This window comes from Brucella sp. IR068 (assembly GCF_049065885.1).
In the GTDB taxonomy this organism is placed as follows: Bacteria; Pseudomonadota; Alphaproteobacteria; order Rhizobiales; family Rhizobiaceae; genus Brucella; species Brucella intermedia.
Window position 1 is genome coordinate 166,191 of sequence record NZ_JBAKHE010000001.1, and the last position, 21,097, is coordinate 187,287.

Sequence of the window (21,097 nt, forward strand, 5' to 3'; positions counted from 1 at the left end):
GGTCACATGAGCCTGATCGTCTATTTCTCCAGCCGGTCGGAAAATACGCACCGGTTCGTTGAACGGCTTGGAATGCGGTCAAACCGTATCCCGATGGACGGTTCAGGCGGATTGCAGGTGCGCGAGCCCTTTGTGCTCGTCACGCCCACATATGGCGGCGGCGGTTCCAAGGGCGCTGTCCCCAAGCCTGTGATCCGCTTTCTCAACGACGAGAGCAATCGCTCTTTCATCCGCGGCGTGATCGCCGCGGGAAACAGCAATTTCGGCGAGGCTTTCTGTATCGCCGGCAACATTATCTCCGCCAAATGTCGGGTTCCCTACCTCTACCGCTTCGAGCTTCTGGGAACCGACGAGGACATTGGCAATGTCAAAAACGGGATGGAACAATTTTGGACACGGCAGACACAACCCTGATACGGGAGCGAGAAGCTCGGCCCTTGGTGCAGGATGGACTGCAAACGGCGGGCTCCAGCAGCAAACCGTCAAAATCCACCGACGGGCTGGATTATCATGCGCTCAACGCAATGCTGAATCTTTATGACGACGAGGGAAAAATCCAGCTTGACCGCGACCGGCAGGCGGCGCGCCAATATTTCCTCCAGCACGTGAACCAGAACACGGTCTTTTTCCATAACCTTCGGGAAAAGCTAGATTATCTGGTGAGCGAAGGCTATTATGAGCAGGAAGTGCTGGATCAGTATTCCTTCAACTTCGTGCGCGATCTTTTCGACGAAGCCTATGCGAAGAAATTTCGCTTCCCGACATTTCTCGGCGCGTTCAAATATTACACCAGCTACACGCTGAAAACATTCGACGGGAAGCGATATCTGGAGCGCTATGAAGACCGCGTCTGCATGGTGGCGCTGGCGCTGGCGCGTGGCAATGAGCAACTCGCACGCGATCTGATGGAGGAGATTATCTCGGGACGCTACCAGCCTGCGACGCCGACTTTCCTCAATGCAGGCAAGAAGCAGCGCGGTGAGCTCGTTTCCTGTTTTCTGCTGCGGGTCGAGGACAATATGGAGTCCATCGGGCGCTCCATCAATTCGGCTTTGCAATTGTCGAAGCGGGGCGGGGGAGTGGCCCTGAGCCTTACCAATATTCGCGAGGCGGGGGCACCCATCAAGCAGATCCAGAACCAGTCATCCGGCATCATTCCGGTGATGAAGCTTCTTGAAGATTCCTTTTCCTACGCCAACCAGCTTGGCGCACGGCAGGGCGCGGGCGCGGTTTATCTGCATGCGCATCACCCGGACATCATGCGGTTTCTCGATACGAAGCGCGAAAATGCCGACGAGAAAATCCGCATCAAAACACTGTCGCTCGGCGTCGTCATTCCGGACATCACCTTCGAACTGGCGAAGAATAACGAGGATATGTACCTCTTCTCGCCCTATGATGTGGAGCGGGTTTACGGCATGCCGCTGACCGAGATTTCGGTCAGCGAAAAATACCGTGAAATGGTCGATGATGCACGCATTGCCAAGAAGAAGATCAATGCCCGCGAGTTCTTTCAGGTGCTGGCGGAAATCCAGTTTGAATCCGGTTATCCCTATATCATGTTCGAGGACACGGTGAACCGCGCCAACCCGATCGACGGGCGCATCACCATGAGCAATCTATGCTCGGAAATCCTTCAGGTGAGCGAGGCGAGCGTTTTCCGCGAAGACCTGTCCTATGATTATCTCGGCAAGGATATTTCGTGCAATCTCGGTTCGCTCAACATTGCAGCAGCAATGGACTCGTCCGATTTCGGCAAGACCATCGAGACCTCCATCCGGTCCCTGACTGCCGTTTCCGATATGAGCCATATCGGCTCCGTGCCGTCGGTCGCCCGCGGCAATGATGAAAGCCATGCCATCGGCCTCGGTCAGATGAACCTGCACGGTTATCTCGCCCGCGAGCGGATTTACTATGGCTCGGAGGAGGGCGTCGATTTCACCAATATCTATTTCTATACCGTGACATATCACGCGATCCGCGCATCGAACCTGATTGCGGTTGAGGCGGGCAAGTCGTTCAAAGGGTTCGAGAAGTCCAAATATGCATCGGGCGAATATTTCGACAAATATACCGAGCAGCTTTGGGAACCGGCGACCGAAAGGGTGCGCGAAATCTTCGACAAGGCGGGCATTGCCATTCCTACACAGGATGACTGGCGTGACCTGAAGAAAGCGGTGATGGAGGGCGGACTTTATAACCAGAATCTTCAGGCCGTGCCGCCGACAGGCTCGATCTCCTATATCAACCATTCGACCTCATCGATCCATCCGATCGTGTCGAAGATTGAAATCCGAAAAGAAGGCAAGATCGGTCGCGTCTATTATCCGGCAGCCTTCATGACCAATGACAATCTCGATTATTATCAGGATGCCTATGAGATCGGGCCGGAAAAGATCATCGATACCTATGCGGCGGCGACGCAGCACGTCGATCAGGGCCTGTCTTTGACATTGTTCTTCCGTGATACCGCAACCACCCGCGACATCAACCGTGCGCAGATCTACGCATGGAAGAAGGGCATCAAGACCATCTACTACATCCGCCTGCGCCAGATGGCGCTTTCCGGCACGGAAGTGCAGGGCTGTGTTTCCTGCGCCCTTTGACCCTGGTGACGACGAATGAATATCCAAGTGAAAACCAAGACCCCGAAGCCCGCCGCAGTGCGCGCGATCAACTGGAACCGGATTGAGGATGAAAAAGACCTTGAGGTCTGGAACCGTCTGACCGGAAATTTCTGGCTGCCGGAAAAAGTGCCGCTTTCCAATGACATTCAGTCATGGGAAACGCTGAAACGGGAGGAAAAGCAGCTGACGATCCGCGTCTTCACCGGGCTGACGCTTCTCGACACGATCCAGAATGCAGTTGGTGCAGTGAAGCTGATGGATGACGCTGTGACACCGCATGAAGAAGCGGTGCTATCCAACATCTCCTTCATGGAAGCGGTTCATGCGCGGTCCTATTCGTCGATTTTCTCCACACTATGCCTGACACCGGATGTCGATGATGCCTATCGCTGGTCTGAGGAAAACGAGTTTCTACAGCGCAAGTCCGTTCTCATTCTCGATCAATATCATGCTGGCGATCCACTGAAAAAGAAGATTGCCAGCGTCTTTCTGGAAAGTTTTTTGTTCTATTCGGGCTTCTATCTGCCGATGTACTGGTCGAGCCGCGCAAAGCTCACCAACACGGCCGATCTCATCCGGCTTATCATCCGCGATGAGGCAGTGCATGGCTATTATATCGGTTATAAGTTCCAACGCGGGCTGGAACGTTTGAACGGAGAACAGAAGCAGGAAATCAAGGATTTTGCCTTCGAACTTCTTCTGGAGCTCTACGACAACGAAGTTCGCTACACGGAAGCGCTCTATGACGGCGTGGGACTGACGGAAGATGTCAAGAAATTCCTGCATTACAACGCCAACAAGGCCCTGATGAACCTCGGCTATGAGGCACTGTTCCCGGCTGATGCGTGCAAGGTCAATCCGGCGATCCTGTCCGCGCTTTCGCCCAATGCGGACGAGAACCACGACTTTTTCTCCGGTTCCGGCTCGTCCTATGTCATTGGCAAGGCGGTGGCGACCGAGGATGAGGACTGGAGTTTCTGACGAGGCCTTGGGCGAGTTTTGCAGCGGGAGCGCGGTGCGCCCTTGCGGGTGCGCGGCGCTCCACGCTCAAAAGGCGAGTTTAGCGCAATCTACATCGAAAAAGTTCATTTTTTATTTGGCTTCTGTCGCGGTCCCGTTACAAGAGAGGCTCGGGCGGTAAAGGGCTAAAAATGGACACGCGGGGGCAGAACAACAAGGATGTGCCGCTTGCAGTCGATCTGGACGGAACTCTGGTTTCGACCGATCTGCTGTGGGAGGGGATTTTTCTTCTTCTGAAGAAGAACATTCTGTTCGTCTTCATGTTGCCGGTCTGGCTGTTCTCGGGAAAGGCATATCTCAAGCAACAGGTGGCGGACCGCGTAGCCCTCGATGTCTCGCGGCTTCCTTATCGAACCGAATTTCTGGATTTTCTGCGTCGAGAACATGCATCGGGCCGAATATTGGTCCTGATCACCACAGCCATTGAACCGATAGCCCGGGCTGTGGCGACGGAGCTGGGTATTTTCAGCGCTGTCTATTCGACAACTGCAGCGAAGAATCTCTCAGCAGCAAGCAAGGCCGATCTGCTGGTGGAGCGCTATGGGCGACACAGGTTCGATTATGCCGGAAGTGATCGCGACGATCTACCGGTTTTCGATGCGGCCCGACAGGTGATCCTGGTCGCGCCTGATCGTGCGGCGGCGCAGTTCCAGAAACGAACGGACTGCCAGGTTTTCCTTGCTGAAAAGCCGACCATCCGAACCTACGCCCGGATGCTGCGTGTCCATCAATGGCTGAAGAACCTGCTGGTCTTTGTTCCTGCTGCTCTGGCTCATGATATAGTGAAGCCCGACGTGTTCATTGCGGTTTGTCTGGCATTCGTCGCTTTCTCTGCGACGGCGTCTGCAATCTATATCGTCAACGATATTATCGACCTTCCGGTCGACCGGAGACACGTGCGAAAAAATCAGCGGCCCTTCGCGAGCGGCCAGATATCCATTCCTTTCGGCCTCGGTGTCGCGGCTCTGCTGCTGCTGTTGACGGCCGCCGTCTGTTTCTTCCTGCCGCCCGCTTTCACACTTGCGATCGTCACTTATCTGGTTTTCACTACCGCCTATACATTTGCCCTGAAGCGCATGTTGCTGGGCGACGTGATTTGTCTCGCGGGGCTTTACAGCTTGCGTCTTTTGGGTGGGTCGGCTGCCTCCCAAGTTCCGCCGTCTTTTTGGCTGATGGCCTTTGCCATGTTTTTCTTCCTTTCGCTGGCATTGGCGAAGCGCTATGTGGAATTGCAAGGCGCGATGGCGACGGAAAAGGACAAGATTGCCGGGCGAGGCTACCGCCCTGAAGACCGCGATATCGTCGGTCAGTGCGGGGTTGCCGCCGCATTTACCGCGGCACTGGTTCTGGCCCTTTATATCAACAGCGATGCGGTCAAGACCCTCTACACCTATCCCTGGCTGATATGGCCGCTCGGCCCGATGGTCCTCTACATGAACGTCCGCATATGGATATTGGCGCACCGGGGGGACATGGATGACGATCCGGTTCTCTTCATGGCCAAGGACTGGCGCAGTCAGGTCGTGATCGCGTTTGGCGCTGCACTGCTACTTGTGGCTGGACTGCGCTGATGGAACAGTCTTTCGACAGTTTCGGGCGTGTTGACCGGCGGCAGCGGCGCTTTCTACCGCTGGATCTGCTGGAGGCCGATTTCGCCGGTGCCTTGCACGAAGGTGCGAGCCTGCTGCCGTTTGGAAATGGTCGTTCCTATGGTGACAGCTGTCACAACGATGCAGGCTTCCTCGCGCCCATGCAGGCCCGAAGGAGGATACTCCAATTCGATCCCGATACGGGATTGCTGTCGGCTGAAAGCGGTACGCTTCTGAGCGATATCATCGCGCATGTCGCGCCGCATGGTTATTTCCTGCCCGTCACGCCCGGCACCCAGTTCGTCACATTGGGCGGGGCCATCGCCAATGACGTGCATGGCAAGAACCACCATCTGCGGGGAACGTTCGGGTGTCACGTCGACGGGCTGGATCTGCTTCGCTCGGACGGTGTTCGTTACAAATGTTCCGACGCCGAAAACATCGACCTGTTCCGGGCCACGATCGGTGGAATGGGGCTGACCGGATTGATTCTGCGTGCAACGATCCGGCTCATGCGGGTGGGCGGCCTCGATATTGAGGAAAAGATCCTGCCATTCGGTAGCCTCGATGCATATTTCGATATGGCAGAGGTTGCGGACCGGGAGAATGAATATGCCGTTGCCTGGGTCGATCAGCTTTCCGATGGGCGGGGCCTGCTGATGGTCGGCAATCATGTGAGGAAGGCCAGCGGCCCGCAGCCATCGAGAATGGGGCGGTTTGGCGTGCCTTTTGAACTGCCGTTCTCCGTACTGAACAGGACAAGCCTGTCATTGTTCAACGCGGCCTATTTTCGGCGCAAGGGACGGCTCAGAACGGCACACAGGGTGCCATATCGAAATTTTTTCTATCCGCTCGACAGCATCAGAAACTGGAACCGGCTTTATGGCCCAAGGGGGCTTTATCAGCATCAAAGCGTCGTTCCGTTCGATGCGGCGCGAAAGGTCATTCCCGCAATGCTGGAAGCAAGCCGCGCGGCCGGGCAGGTCTCGTTCCTGACGGTACTCAAGCGTTTCGGGTCGGTGAAGTCTCCCGGTCTCATGTCCTTTCCGATGCCTGGATATACGCTGACAATGGATTTTCCCAATCGGGGCGGCAAGACGCTGGAATTGTTGGATAGTCTGGACCAGATGGTCGTGGGCGTCGGGGGCCGGGTCAATCCGTACAAGGACCAGCGGATGAGCGCGGAGGTTTTCGCTGCAAGCTTTCCAGGCTGGCGCGACTTCGAGGTTTTTCGCGACAAGGCATTCAATTCCAATTTCTGGCGCCGCACGGCATTGACGTCCGGTGCGGCAGTTTAGGAAACGTGATGAAATATATTCCCTTCATCCTGTTCACAGTCATGACCAACGCTGCCGCGCAGTTGATGCTGAAATATGGCATGCTGTCGCTCGGCCCGATCAGTTTTTCCGCTGAAACAATGATCCAACGCATATTCCAGATCGTGTTCAACCCCTGGGTTTTTGCGGGTCTGCTGACCTTTGTGATCTCGATGGCATCGCATCTTTACGTGCTGTCGAAGGTGGACCTTTCCTTCGCCTATCCATTCCTCAGTCTTGCATATGTGGCGGTCGCGTTGTTCGCCTGGCTTTTGTTCAAGGAGGAACTGGGCGCATACAAGATCGCGGGCATTGCATTCATCTGCATCGGGACGGTGTTGATCGCGCAAAGCGGCAAATCGCCCGAACCGCAGGCGGATACGGGTGTGAGCCGGCAGACGCAAGGTTGAACGGGGCGGTATGATGAGACACGTAATTTTCGGTGGAGATGGATTTGTCGGTCGGTATCTCGCGCCCAAACTGCTCGCCGACGGTCAAGAGGTCATTGTCGCAGATATCGTGAAAAGCGATCTGCCGCATTATGCTGACGCCGTTTTTTTCGCGACCGATGTAACCGACCCGGCAGCAATCCGCAGACTGGGTATCCGCGCTGACGACGTGGTCTACAATCTCTCTGCCAAGATGCTCTCGCCGATACAGGTCCGCGCGAAGCGGCATGATTTCTTCTTTCCCGTCAATTATTACGGGACGGAGAACATCATCAAGGCAATGGATGTTGCCGGTGCGAGCAAGCTGATCCACTTCACCACCGACATGGTGTATGGCCACACTTATGTCTGGCCGCAGAAGGAAGACCATCCATGCAAGCCGCTCGGCGAGTATGGGCTTTCCAAGTTGAGAACCGAAGAACTCGCCGCTGAATGGCGCGAACGTGGAATGCATATATCCCTGTTCCGTCCTCGCCTTATCATCGGTCCCGGCCGTCTCGGCATTCTGGAAAAGCTGTTCAAGCTGATAGATAAAAATCTGCCGGTGCCGATGATCGGCTCGGGCAGAAACCCGTACCAGTTCGTTTCGGTGTTCGATTGTGCGGAGGCGGCACGCGCCGCTTTCAAAGCGGGTATCCCCAACGAGGCCTACAATCTCGGATCACTCAACCCGCCTCCCGTCCGCAAACTACTCGGTGATCTCATCCGTCATGCAGGATCGAAATCCATTCTGTTGCCGACGCCCGCCTGGGCAGTAAAGCGGACACTGGATCTGCTCGACTGGATGAACATGCCGATCATGGACCCGGAGCAATATCTCATCGCCGATGAAATGTGTGTTCTGGATGTTTCAAAGGGCGAGCGCGAGCTTGGCTGGGTGCCGCAATATCGGGACGAGGACATGTTGATCGCAGCCTATAGCGAATATCGCAGGAAAATCGGCGCGGCATCCTCGGGTGTACAGGCTTCTGAAACGGCATAGGGGCAAAAAATGACCAGGACCAACGCAACGCCAAAGCCGAATCTGCTGACCGTAAGCGAGGCGAAAGCGCTCGATCTGCCACGCATGACCGAGCTGTTCACGACCCACCTTAATCCGGGCCAGCTTCATTTCATGAAGCTGCTCGGCTTTCACAAGGTGAAGATCGAACGAGCAGAAGGCATGTATTATTACGATCAGGACGGGCGCCCGATTCTCGATTTCTTCGGCGGCTTCGGGTCGCTTGCTTTTGGTCACAACCATCCGCGTATTCTCGAAGCACGTCGCCAATTTGAGGAAGAGATGCGCCACGAGATCGCGATCGCCTTCATGTCGCAATATGCGACTGCTCTTGCTTATGACATTGCGGCCTGCTCGCCAGGCGATCTGGACATGGTGTTTCTGGGGTCCTCCGGTTCCGAGGCGATGGAAGCGGCGATCAAGGTTGCCGAGCGCGCCGCCGGTCCGGAAAAGCCGAAAATCGTCTATGCGGAAAACTCATTTCACGGGAAGACCAAGGGCGTTCTGTCCGTCACGGATGGCGGGCTTTATCGCGGCGAATTCAAGCTTGTCGACAACACTGTACGGGTTCCCTTCGGTGACATTGCTGCCGTTGAAAACGCGTTTCGTTCGGACCCGGAAATCGGGGTGATCGTGCTGGAGACGGTGCAGGGCGGCGGCGGTATCATTCAGGCGGACGCAGAGTTCTGGCAGAAGCTGCGTCGCCTTTGTGACCAGCATGGTGTGATCTGGGTTGCCGATGAAGTGCAGTGCGGATTGGGCAGGACCGGGAAATTCTATGCTTTCGAGCATTATGGCGTCATACCGGACGTCACTGCGCTGGCGAAATCGCTGGGCGGGGGAAAGACGGCTATGGCCGCGATGATCGCCCGCCGTGGCATCTATATGAAAGCCTATGGCACGCCGAAGACTGCGATGATCCATGCAATGGCGACCTTCGGCGGGATTGGCGAAGCCTGCATCACGTCAATCGAAGCCTTGAATGTTCTCTACGATGAACATCTGATCGATAACGCTGCCGATGTCGGGGATTATCTTCTGGAAAGGCTGCGTGAGTTGCAGAGCCGTTATCCAGCTCTTCTGAAAGATGTGCGCGGGCAGGGGATGATGGTGGGACTGGAGTTCCATGATTTTTCCCAGACCATGCCGGCTGTGTTGCGGCCGGTTCTGGGGATGCTGGATGAGAAGCTCAAAGGCTCGCTCCCCGGCTTCATCGGCAGCCATCTGCTGCGCGATCATGGGGTTCTGGTTGCCTTTACCGAATACAATCGAAATGTCATTCGTCTTGAGCCGCCACTGATTTGCGGGCGCGAGCATGTGGATGCGTTCATCCAGGCGCTGGATGAGGTGCTTTCACGCGGGATCATCCGGATTGTGCGGGATTTCATCAAGGCTCAGATCAAGTAAGGGCCGATTACGGAAGAAGACCGGGGCGAAGCAGCAAATCCCAACAGGGGTTCAAAGCGATAACTGTGCGATCCTGTAGCGCCTCGAGGTATATCTTCTGCAAGGCAAGGCGATTGGTCGTTGTCGGGCATTTCGGGCGCATTACGCCGTCCGTTGCTTCCACGGCGGCTTTCGTTTCTTCGGACAGAACCGGGACCGTGCGGAACGGATCGGCGCCGATCTGGATATGTCGCGTAGCATCACGGTCCAAAATCCAGGCGAACGGGTTGACGAAATCAAGCGTCATGATGCTTTGCAGGCGAATGTTGGTGCGGGTTTCGAAGGATTTCAGGTCCGTCACCATCTGGTTTGCAGACAGGAGCCAGAAAACCTGGAAATCGATTTCCGAGTAAAGCTGCCAACTGGGTAGTTGTCCCTGTTTGGCCAGTGCTTCATACGCCGCGTTGTTCTGCGGATAATGGGATTGGAAAAGCTCTGCCCGCTGCAGGAAATCGGGCCGTGTCAGCACCTGACCCAGATTCTTCAACTCCGGCAAAGAGGGCTGGACATAAGTTGGCGCTACAGCGACGGCCCGCAAGGTCGTGTGCGCAACCTTGGCGAAAGTCGGAATGGAACAGAAAGCGGCCAGTGTCAGGAAAGCGATCTTGAAGTTCTGACTGCGAAGCTGCACTCGCCGAAAGATCATGATCAGAACAGGCCAAAGAAAAATAAACTCCTGGCTCCCGGTGTTCTGGGTTTCAAGGAAGACGCTGCCGATCAGCCCGACAGCGAGCCACACGGAGCTCCGGTCGAAGAAGTGGGGTTGTTCGCTGGAGGCCTGAGCACCGGACTGGCGCTGCTCGTTCCAGAAAAGCAACAGAACAAGGATTGAAGCTGGTAGAATGACGTCGAGCTTCAACGATATGACGGTCAGGAACCGCGGAAGCAGAGCCCCTTCATTCAGCGCCACCAATGTAGCGATATCGCGAACATATGCGCCGATGATTCCGTTATGCAACTCAAGAACAGACAGCGCCGCAGAAGCAACGGCCGCTGCGAGAAGGACATGGCGAATCGAAATTCTGCCAGCCAGAAGTGCTGTGAGTCCGAACAGCCCGCCTGCTAGAAAACCGGTTATTTTCATCAGGAGCAGGGCGGACATCGTCGCTGCGCAAAAGAGCGCAAGCTTCGCACTATCCCGCATGAACATCAGCCCGCACATGAGCACGTAAAGCAGAAGCGACGTGTGGCGGTTATAAATACCGAAACCATCCAGGCCGGGATATGGATAAAAGCTCTGTGTATTGGCGGGAAAGATGGCGAATACCAGAAATGGGACAAGGATAAGAAATCCGGTTGTTCGATTCCGAGGGTGAAGCTCAGCCAGCACTCCGAACATTAGCGGCGCTGCGACGATCAATATGGACCACTGAACGAGCAACAGCGGTTGCGCTTTCGGAAACAGGGATTGTCCCCATGCAAAAAGATAATAGCCAAGCGGTCCGACCGGTGTGGAGAAGTCCACATTGGGAACCTGGCCCGTCCTTATGCGCTGGGCCGCATCGAAATAGATGTAGCTGTCCCAGTACATCGGGCCGATAGGGACATTGAGCCGGAATGACAAGAGAACGACCAGCAGTATGAGCGTGAAAGCCAGCCAGAACATCGGCGCGCTCAGCAATGGCGCTCGTGCAATTTTGAAGCTCTTGCCGAAGAACATGAAACCCCACCCCCATGCGTCATGCGCAAAAACTAGCCGCAAACCCTTAAAACTACAGAAACAGCCGGAGGCCGTTGGATTCAACTCGATTTCAAAAGGGAGAAGACTTCCAGAAATGAGAACGCCCACTGCACTGGGAGGAGGAGTGTGCAGTGGGCGAATCTATAAAGCGCGATTGGGAGGAGGAGTATCGCGCTTTGGGTCCGGTTTTTGGGAGGAGGAGTAAAACCGAACAAGCCCAAAATAGGAATACGGCGTGCCGGTTACAAGGGGCAAGCTTGCAATGCAGATATGCATTTTTGGGTAGCTAAAAAGAAACCGCCCCGCAGCGGTCTAGCGCGCTGGGGCGGTACTCCCTCCTCCAAGTGAGAGGAACAATAACTCCGCTTATGGAGAAAGCAACCCCTTAATATAACTACACGATTTTCAGAAAATACTGAAAATTATGTACGGTTAGTAAATCGGTCGGGACTCAAAATGAGCGGTGGGAAAGCAGTCACAACGACATTGCAGTGCGTTTTATGCGAATCTTGTTGATGTGCTTGGATGGCCGATCGCAGGGAATTGTTCGGAAAGACAAGTGGCCTCAACCTCCGGGCGATATTGTTCACGGGTTTTCTAACAATGGTGCAAATTGCCTATTTATTTTTTTCAAAGCTGTGATTAAGTTCCACCATCTTCTTCGATTGGGGGCTTTCGAGGGAGATACGCCGCCTCAGCGCGTTCAGTCGCCGCGGGGCGGTTTTTGTTTGGGGGGTGGAAAGTGCATATCAGCAATGCAAGCTTGTTGATTGAGTGGGCGGGGCGAAGGGATTATTGAATATCCGTCCTGGCTTGCTCCTCCTCCCAAAAGCCGGGGCCGAGCGCGATACTCCTCTTCCCAATCGCGCTTACTGATCAAGCCCGCAACGCTCACCTCCTCCCGAGCCTTGCGGGCTTTTCTGTATCTTAGTCACGTAATTTTTCAGGCTGGAATGTATTGTTAGTTCCAGAATCGCAGCTAACGTTCCATTTTCATGGTGCGTGCACTCCTGAGAGCTCGCCCGCCTCGCGCCCCTAAGCCCCCCGCCCAAACGCGAGGCGGTTCCTTTGAGCGGGAACCTTCTCATAGCTTTATATTCCAGCGCATCTGGAAGAAGTTATTTCCAGCTGAAGTAGGCTGAGACAAACCGCGTCCGAAAGTCTGCGTTTTTCCGGCGGCTCATGCCCATTTCTGCACGCATTCCATCGCTCGGAAAAACGGAGGCACGTGCTTTATGTTGCGTATTGCTTCCGAAATTCTGAAGTTGGTCTGCTGAGAGAGGAACACCTCTTTACTTTTGTGTGGTGTGAAATAACTAAAATACACTTCGAAAACTGACGGATGAAGTTTCAACAATTCAGTCGGTGTGCAAGTTTTTCTGTTCATTTGGCTAAATAAAATATATTATAAATTTATAATACATTACGTAGCGTCACTTTTGATTGAAATTTAAGTTTATATTTTTCTGCATTGTCTTCTGTGGACGGTCGAAGAAACGTCAATTATCGCCCCAATTATCCGTTTACAATCAGGAGAAGGCTGAGTCGCTTTCGTTCTTGAGGCGCCTCTGGCTGTTCGAGCGGGCATGATGTTGCGTTCTGTGCCTGATGCGGATTCCCTGCGGATAGTTATTCTCTGATCGTCGGAAAGGAACGGATTCTCCAACTCAAGGAACCGTTCAAGCCCCGGAAATTAACCATCTGTTAACCATTGCGCATATAGACCGGATAAACCGTTTTTTAACCAAGATGAATCAAGTGCTAACACAGTCTCGTCCAATCCGCCTGAAAGGAAGGTCCTTTCTGGCGCTGGTCCTTTCGCCTGAATTGCCGCTCGATGGCTGGCTCGACAAGCTGGACGATCTTGCAGCGCGTTCGGTTGGGTTCTTTCTCAATCGTCCGATCGTTCTCGATCTTGAAAATGTAACGATCGAGCGCCCGCAACTGGTGCAATTGCTTGAGGATCTGGTTAGCCGCGGCGTCTGGATCACTGGTTTCGAAAATGCACGGCCTTCGCTCCTCGGTCCCGGCATGCCGCCGGCGATGCGGGGCGGACAGCCTGCAGCCGATTTCGATCCGGAGATCGCGGAATCGAAACCGAAGGAACGCGCGCCGGCTGCGCCAGCATCGGTGCAACTGGTCAAGGCTGTACCATCCATGGTCGTCACCGAGCCGGTCCGGTCGGGGCAGTCGATCTATTTTCCAGATGGCGATGTGACGATTGTCGGTTCTGTTGCATCCGGAGCGGAAGTGGTGGCTGGCGGATCGATCCACGTCTATGGCGCATTGCGCGGCCGCGCGATGGCGGGAACAGCCGGAAACGCCGATGCGCGCATTTTCTGCCGCAAGATGGAAGCCGAGCTTGTCGCTATCGACGGCCTCTACAAGACGGCGGAAGACATGGAAAGCAGATTGCGCGGACAGGCTGTCCAGCTGTGGCTCGACGGCGACTATATGATGGCCGAAACGCTGGGCTAGCACGTTTCCAACAGGCGAAACGCCTTTTGGGAGCGCAGGTCCCGAACTGATTTCAGGCACGTTTGAGTGCCGCAAAAGAAAAGCAGAGCATCTCATATCCCGGGTAACGGATGCTCTGGAGGCGCGCGGGAGATACAGGAGACAAATATGGCAAAAGTGATTGTTGTAACTTCCGGTAAAGGTGGCGTTGGCAAAACGACATCTACCGCCGCAATCGGCGCCGCGCTGGCGCAACGCGGCGAGAAGACCGTCGTTATCGATTTCGATGTCGGCCTGCGCAACCTCGACCTCGTCATGGGAGCGGAACGCCGCGTCGTGTTCGATCTGGTCAATGTCATTCAGGGCGATGCAAAGCTTCCGCAGGCCTTGATCCGCGACAAGCGTCTTGAGACGCTCTATCTGCTGCCGGCTTCGCAGACACGCGACAAGGATAATCTGACCATCGAGGGCGTCGACCGCGTCATGGAAGACCTCAAGAAGGAGTTCGACTGGATCATTTGCGACAGCCCTGCCGGAATTGAACGCGGTGCCACGCTGGCAATGCGCCATGCAGACATGGCGGTGGTCGTCACAAATCCCGAAGTATCGTCGGTGCGTGATTCCGATCGCATTATCGGCCTGCTGGACGCCAAGACGCTCAAGGCCGAGCGTGGCGAACGTGTGGAAAAACATCTTCTCCTGACCCGTTACGACCCGGTTCGCGCTGAACGCGGCGATATGCTGAAGGTTGAAGACGTTCTGGAAATCCTGTCCATCCCGCTTCTGGGCATCATTCCCGAAAGCCAGGACGTTCTGCGGGCCTCCAATATTGGTTCCCCCGTGACGCTTGCCGATCAGCGCAGTGCGCCTGCATTGGCTTACCTCGACGCAGCCCGCCGCCTTGCCGGTGAAGAAGTGCCGATGACTGTTCCATCCGAAAAGCGCGGCCTTCTGGGTAAACTTTTCGGAAGGAGAGCGGCATGAGCCTGTTTCGTTTCTTCAGCAAACCTGCTTCCGCGCCACAAGCGCGCGAACGGTTGCAGGTTCTGCTCGCCCATGAAAGGGCATCGCACGAACATTCCGATCTTGTCGCGGTATTGCGGGAGGAAATCCTTGCCGTCATCGCCAAGCATATCCAGATCGATCGTGACAAGGTCAGCGTGAAAATGGATCGGGGCGACCAGATGTCGACGCTGGAAGTCGATATCGAGCTTCCACTGAAGACGAAAGCGAAGGTGCGGGCAGCCTGACGAACACCGAACTTGCGGATAGCCAGAAAGATGGAGGGAAAACCATGAACCGCGGTGCACTTCTCACCAGATTGAAGGAGCTTCAGGAGCTTCCAAAGTTTCAGAAGCGGGATATCTGTAGCATAAGCGCTTTCTTGCAGCTCGAGGCACTGGCAGAGCACGTCAGGGTCTGTGAAGAGGCAGCAGGTGTCGCGCAAACGGGGCAGGATCATTGATCCTGCCTTTTTCTTGTTGTTCGCTTGGGCGATAGACAGCTCTTCGGAAAGCCAGCCGGAAGAGCGCGCCGGATATTCGCGCCTTCACGGCACGGCAAAGAACATCTGCAAATAGCAGCCGAGGAAAACAAGGGCGATCAGCGCCGCGATGAGGAACAGGAGCTTCATTCTTCATGCATCGCTCAATCGCTGTTCACGTTCAAGAAAACAGATGGTGATTGACCGAAGGGTAAGGAAAAGCCTTGTCTGGTTTCTCGCCTTGCGACAGCGCGCCCGGTTGGATGGCAGTCATTTTTGAGGAAGGGGCGCAAGTTCCCGGCGCGCTGTCGTGAGGACGGTCTGCGTCAATCCTGCAAGTCGGTCGGCCGCCAGGCGGTTCACTTGCCAGAACAAGGGAATATCCAGAGCCGTATCGGGGATTAGCTCAACCAGCCGCCCGGCTTTCAGATGCTCGCCGACCAATTGCACCGGGTTCATCCCCCATCCCATGCCTGACAGGCTTGCATCGACGAAGGCCTGCGTCGAGGGAAGCCAATGCGTCGGGCAAGTCATATCGGTTCCGAGAACAGAACGGACCCAGCGATCCTGCAATCTGTCCTTTTGGTTAAATGTCAGCGCGGGGGCCTTGGCAATCGCATCGCGGGTTACTCCGTCGGGAAAATACCGGGTGATGAAATCCGGCGATGCTGTGGCGCGATAGCGAAGAGTACCAAGCGGGGTGAGACGGCAGCCTTGCACGGGTTTGGGCAGGGAAGTGACAGCGGCGACGACGCGTCCCCGTTGCAGCCATTCGGCGGTGTGATCCTGGTCATCGACGGCAATGTTGAAGAGATAATCCGATGCGGTGCTGAAATGCGAAATCGCATTCAGAAACCAGGTGCCAAGGCTATCGGCGTTGGTGGCTATATGAAGCGTAACGCGCTGAGCACTATTCTCGCTGCCGGACAGTCCTGGCAATTCCGCCAGAAGCTCTCGTTCGAGCATGCCGACCTGCTCGATGTGACGGCATAGCCAATCACCCTTTTCAGTTGCCGTGCAGGGCGTTCCCCGCTCAATCAGGACCGCGCCCAGCCGCTCTTCCAGATGTTTGACGCGCTGGGAGATCGCAGACGGCGTAACACTCAAAGCACGTGCGGCTTTTTCAAAGCTGCCTGTCTGCACTACCATTGCCACTGCTCTCAGAGCAGAATAGTCGATCATTAGGTTTCCTAAACTGAGTTTATCAGATTTAACTATTCTAATGGGCTTCCGTCCGCTATCCAAGGGCCAACTTACTCCCAGATGGCGACCACTCATGAATCCTTCCGTCTACGTCACCGGCCTCACCATGGGCCTCAGCCTGATTGTTGCTATTGGCGCGCAAAACGCCTTCGTGTTGCGGCAGGGATTGCGGGATGAGCATGTGTTTGCTGTCAGTCTCGTTTGCGCCATATCGGATGCCATATTGATCCTTATTGGCGTGACGAGCTTCCAGAAGATCGCTGCCATCATGCCGGCGCTCGATCCCATCATGCGATACGGCGGAGCGGCTTTTCTGATCTGGTATGGTGCCCGAAGCCTCCATTCGGCCTTCACATCCTCTGCCGTACTGGCGACGGCGAACGGGGCGTCCGTAAGCCTGACGAGGACGCTGGCAACCTGTCTGGCGCTGACATGGCTCAATCCGCATGTTTATCTGGACACGGTCGTTCTTCTCGGAACGATCTCCACGCAGTTTCCCGGTTTGGAAACATCGTTTGCCGCAGGTGCGATCACTGCGTCTTTCGTGTTCTTCTTTTCGCTCGGTTTCGGTGCCCGCTGGTTGCGCCCGATTTTCGCCCGTCCATCTTCCTGGCGTATTCTGGAAGGCGTGATTGCACTTACGATGTGGTCAATTGCGCTGAAGCTCGTGATCGGCATGTAAGGAAAAAGCCGGAAGCGATAAACGCATCCGGCTTTTTTGAGTTTTCAGTGGGACGTTGTCTATAGTCCCATTGCCTTGAGTTCCTGAAGCGGAGGGATCGTCTCGAACATGACAGGATCGAGGCGGTCCCAGATGATCCCGCAGGTCGGCTTATGCGGGTCTTTAACCTCTATGGTGCGGGTGGGCGTGAAAATCACGTCCGCAACCGTGTCGTAGATATCGGGCGTCAGCTTTTCGGACAGAACCTGACAATCATGCACGACAGCGGCTGCCGGCGTAGCGGCGGTGATGCGACCCAGACGGTAGAGCATGCCCCATTCGGCATCGAAGAAACCATGCCCCTTGCCGAAACGGACCCCTTCCAGATTGATGGCCCCGGTGCCCGTGACCATGTAGTCGATGACCGGCAGGGCCGAGATGTCTTTCAGCGTTACCGGCTGCCCGACACGCTCCATGCCGTCAAGCGTTGACGCATAGAGGTAGTGATCCGGCGAAATCAGTTTCGGATCGAGAACCCAGAAGCCGCGCCTGATGGAGTAAGTGGTTATCAGAACGGTCTTGCCGTCCTTGAGGGCCTGAAGGCGAAGGCGGTCGAGACAATTGTCGGGCGTGATGAAGATGAAATCGGCATTCTGATAATAGCGATGGCTGGTCAGGCGGGCGACCGCCTCCTCGCCGCCTTCAAAATCCGCGATGAATTCGCCAAAGTCGAAATGGAAACGGCTATCCGGAACAGCGACCTTGCGCAACTCGCTCCACACACGTTCGCGAACGGAAGCTTTGTGATCGGTGATTTCCATGGGGACTCCTTGCATTTTAGTCTGCCGGGCTCATACCCCGGCGGGCGAGCACACGGCGCTCGCAGAGGGCTACGATCTGGTAGAAAAAGACAGACAGCATGACGGAGACCACGGCGACGGCCCAGATCATGCCGTAGTCGAGATATCCGCGCGATTGGTTGAGCAGGTTTCCAAGGCCTGTTCCGGTGGCCAGCCATTCGGCGATCATGACCCCGAGCAGAGCGCGCGGCACGGCGAGGCGGATGGCCGCGAAGAGATAGGGCAGGGACGCTGGCACCGACACCAGGCGTATCTGTTTCCAGACATTCGCGCCGTATGCGCGGGGTACATCCAGCGCAGCCCGGGGAACCAATGCCATACCCTGCGCCATGGTGACGAAGGCGGGAAAGAATGTGACCGAAATGGTGATCCAGAGGATGACGGACGGCCCGCGCCCCAGCAACAGAACGAGCAGAGGCGTCAGTGCAACCAGAGGCATCGTCTGAGTGACGAGGGCGACAGGCATGAAGCCGCGCACGATGGCTGGTTTGGCGACGGACGCAATGGCGAGTGCAAAGGCAAACAGGATGCCGGCGGCCATGCCGAGAAATGTGAGCGGCAAAGTCTGCAAAAGCGCTGTCAGCAGTTTGGTCTGGGCGGCGGTCGCGGACGGAGCGAGGAACAGATAATCGAACAGTCCGGCAGGTGTTTTCGCTATCATGGCTGGCGTTCCCATGACGACAAGCAACAGCCACCACAAAAGGAACGGAAGCGCGACTGAACAGACAGTGAGAACATAGTTCAGCCCGCGAGAGCGGTGTTGGACAACATCTGGAGCGCTGGCCGGGACGGTGATTGCCTTGGTGCTGCCCGTCAGTACCTTCGCAACAACAGAGAATAGCGCATAGGCCAGCCCCGCGAGCAGGGTAGCGCACAGGCCGATGCCCCATAACCGGGTCGGTTCGGCTCTCCCGAGAGAACCGATCAGATAGGCACCAAGACCGAAGCGACCTCCTCCGCCGAATTCGGCCAGGATGGAACCCAGAACCGCATTCGGAGCAGCAATGCGTAGACCCGCGAGAATCGACGGAAGTGCAGATCGCAATTGCGCCAGGCGCAGCACTTTCCAGCGGTTGCCGCCATATGCACGAACGATATCGATCATGCGGCGGTCCGTCTGGCTGATGCCTGTTACGGTGGCGGCCATGGTGATGAAATAACAACCAAGCGCTGCCAGCGTAATACGCGGCGTCATGCCCGAAAAGGTCAGCACCAGAATGGGCGATATGGCGATTGGAGGCAGTGCGAAAATCGCGATGTTGACGCCACGTCCGAGCTTTGCAGCAGCAGGAAATAGCGCGAACAGGATGCCTGCTGCCACGGCGATGAGATTGCCGATGATAAATCCAGCGCCTGCGCCTTCAAGTGTTGCCAGTATATGGGCGGGATAGTCGGCCCGATCTATCCAGAGACGAGCCAGTATAGCCGACGGTGCCGGAAGGGCGCCATCTGCGATCAGTGAGAAGCGACCGCATATCTCCCATATCGCAAGAAGGATAATCCAGTTGCGCAAGGTCGAGAGATGGGTGGACGGCTTCACGTCAGCCATGCAGGGCCTCCGCGATGGCATCCTCCAGCGCGTGGAACTGCGATGTGCTGAAAATCTCGGGGCTGCGCGGGCGCTCCAATGGAATATCGATGATCTGCGCGATGCGTCCGGGGCGACTGTGCATCACCACGATCCGGTCGGCGAGGAAAACCGCCTCGTCTATGCCGTGGGTAACAAGCAGGGTGGTCGCCTTGCTTTCCAGCCATATGCGTTGAAGCTCAATATTCATCTGGCGGCGCAATATCTGGTCGAGTGCGCCGAAAGGCTCGTCGAGAAACAGAACGCGCGGATCGGTAACCAGTGAGCGGGCAATTGCGACGCGCTGGCGCATGCCACCGGAAAGCTCGCCCGGAAGCGCCTTTTCGAAGCCTTTGAGACCGACAAGAGCGATAAGCTCGGCAATTCTGTGAGACTTCGCAGAACGCGAAAGACCGAGGACATCAAGCGGCAAAGCGATATTGTCTTCGACGCTGCGCCAGGGCATGAGCGCCGCGTCCTGAAAGGCCACGCCCGTCAGCCCGGCTTTTGCCGCCTTGACGGGGCTTTTATCCATAACCGAAATCGCGCCGCTGTCGGGTCGGTCAAGACCGAGTGCCAGCCGCAACATGGTCGACTTGCCGCAGCCCGATGGCCCGATAAGTGCTGTGAACGACCCGGCCGGGCATTCAAGGGAGACATCGGATAATGCAATTACATTCGTGCCACGCCCTGAAAAGGAGCGTGTCACGTTTTCAAGTTTGATCCCGGACATTTCTGGCATCAAATCTCTTCAAGAAGCGTGGTGTCGAAATGATCGCGCTTGGCGGCGATGCCGATCGTACCGAGAGCCGCGATCGTTTTTTCGATGGCTTCCTCGCTCATGGAGAATATGCCATGGGGGGACTCGATCAGCGGCTTCTGGGCAGTGTTGAAATAGACTTCATTTTCCACTGACCGGCCCGTACCCTTAAACCAGCTGTCGATAAATTTGGGCGGGTAGGCTGCCGGGTCCTTGAGGTTTTCATCCCAGCCCTTGCGGCTTGCGCGAAGGAAAGCAACAATATCCTTGCGCTTCGTCTTGAGCGTTTCTTCCGTAACGACCACCGTATCGTTGAAGATGGTGAAGCCGAAGTCATAAAGCAGGAAGAATATGGCCTCTTCACCGGCCTGCTTGATGGTGAAGGGAACGTTGGTCGTAAAATCAAGCGACGCGTCGATTTCACCCTTGATAAGCGGCGTTGGGTCATACGCGTAAGGGACGATGTTAACCTGGGACGGATCGATCCCCGAAATCTTCAGCATTGCCTCGACCGAGATGACATTGACCGGCGGTACCGCAAGGGTCTTGCCGATGAGATCCTTTGGTTCCCTGATCGGATTCTTGGCGAGCGAAACAATGCCGATGGGATTCTTCTGATATTGGGCGCCGATGATCTTGAAAGGTGCGCCCTGTTCGACGATAGCCTTGATCGTCGTGTCCGGAGTGGTGAGTGTCAGGTCAGCCTTGCCCGCAATGATCGCGCTTTCGGGGATGACATCCGGACCGCCGGAAATGTAATTGAGATCAAGGCCTTCTTCTCGATAAAAACCCTTGTCGGCCGCAACAAAATAGCCGCAGAATTCCGCGTCATTGATCCAGGACGCTTGAAAGTTGAACGGCGTATCGGCATCGGCAAAGCGGCTCATCGCAGGAAAGGTGGCAGCAGCTCCCATAAGTCCGAGAAAACGGCGACGATCCAAGGCAATATTCATCGAAACTTCCTTTTGGTGCTGAATT

The 21,097-nt window shown here is 55.7% G+C and carries 18 protein-coding genes; 12 read left to right on the forward strand and 6 right to left on the reverse strand.

Going from position 1 to position 21,097, the window contains the following annotated elements:
• Positions 1 to 6: 6 nt before the first annotated feature.
• The 8 genes from nrdI to ACOWVS_RS00805 all read left to right on the forward strand — a co-directional run bounded on the left by nrdI (position 7) and on the right by ACOWVS_RS00805 (position 9,408).
• Entirely contained in the window at positions 7 to 414 is a 408-nt protein-coding gene (nrdI, locus tag ACOWVS_RS00770) for a class Ib ribonucleoside-diphosphate reductase assembly flavoprotein NrdI (RefSeq protein ID WP_075041574.1), read from the forward strand.
• Positions 390 to 2,606 carry a class 1b ribonucleoside-diphosphate reductase subunit alpha gene (gene nrdE / locus ACOWVS_RS00775; protein WP_036565605.1) on the forward strand — a complete coding sequence of 739 codons (2,217 nt, stop codon included), beginning with the start codon at positions 390 to 392 and terminating at the stop codon, positions 2,604 to 2,606. The genes nrdI and nrdE overlap by 25 nt, the downstream gene beginning before the upstream one ends.
• A 15-nt stretch (positions 2,607 to 2,621) precedes the next feature.
• Positions 2,622 to 3,608, forward strand: a complete 987-nt coding sequence (gene nrdF / locus ACOWVS_RS00780; protein ID WP_006468439.1) for a class 1b ribonucleoside-diphosphate reductase subunit beta — start codon at positions 2,622 to 2,624, stop codon at positions 3,606 to 3,608.
• 170 nt (positions 3,609 to 3,778) lie between these two features.
• Complete coding sequence (locus ACOWVS_RS00785) at positions 3,779 to 5,218, forward strand: UbiA family prenyltransferase (protein WP_006468440.1); 1,440 nt, start codon at positions 3,779 to 3,781, stop codon at positions 5,216 to 5,218.
• Positions 5,218 to 6,534: an FAD-binding oxidoreductase gene (locus ACOWVS_RS00790; RefSeq protein WP_006472474.1), complete on the forward strand. Its 1,317-nt coding sequence runs from the start codon at positions 5,218 to 5,220 to the stop codon at positions 6,532 to 6,534. Before ACOWVS_RS00785 ends, ACOWVS_RS00790 begins: the two co-directional genes overlap by 1 nt.
• 8 nt (positions 6,535 to 6,542) lie before the next feature.
• A complete protein-coding gene (locus ACOWVS_RS00795) occupies positions 6,543 to 6,962 on the forward strand; it encodes an EamA family transporter (protein WP_006472475.1) in 420 nt (139 codons plus the stop codon).
• A 13-nt stretch (positions 6,963 to 6,975) separates the two neighbouring features.
• Positions 6,976 to 7,983, forward strand: coding sequence for an NAD-dependent epimerase/dehydratase family protein (locus ACOWVS_RS00800; protein WP_006472476.1), 1,008 nt, complete (start codon positions 6,976 to 6,978; stop codon positions 7,981 to 7,983).
• Positions 7,984 to 7,992: 9 nt separating this feature from the next.
• Positions 7,993 to 9,408, forward strand: coding sequence for an aspartate aminotransferase family protein (locus tag ACOWVS_RS00805; protein WP_006468444.1), 1,416 nt, complete (start codon positions 7,993 to 7,995; stop codon positions 9,406 to 9,408).
• Positions 9,409 to 9,415: 7 nt separating this feature from the next.
• Here ACOWVS_RS00805 and ACOWVS_RS00810 read toward each other — a convergent pair whose 3' ends face one another.
• On the reverse strand, positions 9,416 to 11,107 hold the full coding sequence (locus ACOWVS_RS00810) for a hypothetical protein (protein ID WP_006472479.1): 1,692 nt from the start codon (positions 11,105 to 11,107) through the stop codon (positions 9,416 to 9,418).
• A gap of 1,770 nt (positions 11,108 to 12,877) precedes the next feature.
• Between ACOWVS_RS00810 and minC the strand changes: the two genes are divergently transcribed.
• The 3 genes from minC to minE all read left to right on the forward strand — a co-directional run bounded on the left by minC (position 12,878) and on the right by minE (position 14,835).
• The gene (minC, locus tag ACOWVS_RS00815) at positions 12,878 to 13,606 is read left to right on the forward strand and encodes a septum site-determining protein MinC (RefSeq protein ID WP_006468447.1); all 729 of its coding nucleotides are present in this window, start codon (positions 12,878 to 12,880) and stop codon (positions 13,604 to 13,606) included.
• Between the two features lie 147 nt (positions 13,607 to 13,753).
• Positions 13,754 to 14,569, forward strand: a complete 816-nt coding sequence (minD, locus tag ACOWVS_RS00820) for a septum site-determining protein MinD (RefSeq protein WP_006472480.1) — start codon at positions 13,754 to 13,756, stop codon at positions 14,567 to 14,569.
• Positions 14,566 to 14,835 carry a cell division topological specificity factor MinE gene (gene minE, locus ACOWVS_RS00825; RefSeq protein WP_006468449.1) on the forward strand — a complete coding sequence of 90 codons (270 nt, stop codon included), beginning with the start codon at positions 14,566 to 14,568 and terminating at the stop codon, positions 14,833 to 14,835. Before minD ends, minE begins: the two co-directional genes overlap by 4 nt.
• A gap of 503 nt (positions 14,836 to 15,338) precedes the next feature.
• Here the strand turns inward: minE and ACOWVS_RS00830 are convergent.
• Positions 15,339 to 16,250 (reverse strand): LysR family transcriptional regulator ArgP, encoded by a 912-nt coding sequence (locus tag ACOWVS_RS00830; protein WP_036565607.1) that lies wholly within the window; start codon positions 16,248 to 16,250, stop codon positions 15,339 to 15,341.
• A gap of 94 nt (positions 16,251 to 16,344) precedes the next feature.
• Here ACOWVS_RS00830 and ACOWVS_RS00835 point away from each other — a divergent pair, with 94 nt between their 5' ends.
• Positions 16,345 to 16,953, forward strand: coding sequence for a LysE/ArgO family amino acid transporter (locus ACOWVS_RS00835; RefSeq protein ID WP_006472482.1), 609 nt, complete (start codon positions 16,345 to 16,347; stop codon positions 16,951 to 16,953).
• A 59-nt stretch (positions 16,954 to 17,012) separates the two neighbouring features.
• Here ACOWVS_RS00835 and ACOWVS_RS00840 read toward each other — a convergent pair whose 3' ends face one another.
• From ACOWVS_RS00840 to ACOWVS_RS00855, 4 genes are read right to left on the reverse strand one after another with little or no spacing between them, the layout of a single operon-like run.
• Positions 17,013 to 17,753 (reverse strand): 5-formyltetrahydrofolate cyclo-ligase, encoded by a 741-nt coding sequence (locus tag ACOWVS_RS00840; protein ID WP_006472483.1) that lies wholly within the window; start codon positions 17,751 to 17,753, stop codon positions 17,013 to 17,015.
• Between the two features lie 16 nt (positions 17,754 to 17,769).
• Complete coding sequence (locus ACOWVS_RS00845; RefSeq protein WP_006472484.1) at positions 17,770 to 19,341, reverse strand: ABC transporter permease; 1,572 nt, start codon at positions 19,339 to 19,341, stop codon at positions 17,770 to 17,772.
• Positions 19,334 to 20,101, reverse strand: a complete 768-nt coding sequence (locus ACOWVS_RS00850; protein ID WP_006472485.1) for an ABC transporter ATP-binding protein — start codon at positions 20,099 to 20,101, stop codon at positions 19,334 to 19,336. Before ACOWVS_RS00850 ends, ACOWVS_RS00845 begins: the two co-directional genes overlap by 8 nt.
• On the reverse strand, positions 20,101 to 21,072 hold the full coding sequence (locus tag ACOWVS_RS00855) for an ABC transporter substrate-binding protein (RefSeq protein ID WP_006468456.1): 972 nt from the start codon (positions 21,070 to 21,072) through the stop codon (positions 20,101 to 20,103). The genes ACOWVS_RS00850 and ACOWVS_RS00855 overlap by 1 nt, the downstream gene beginning before the upstream one ends.
• Between the last annotated feature and the right edge of the window lie 25 nt (positions 21,073 to 21,097).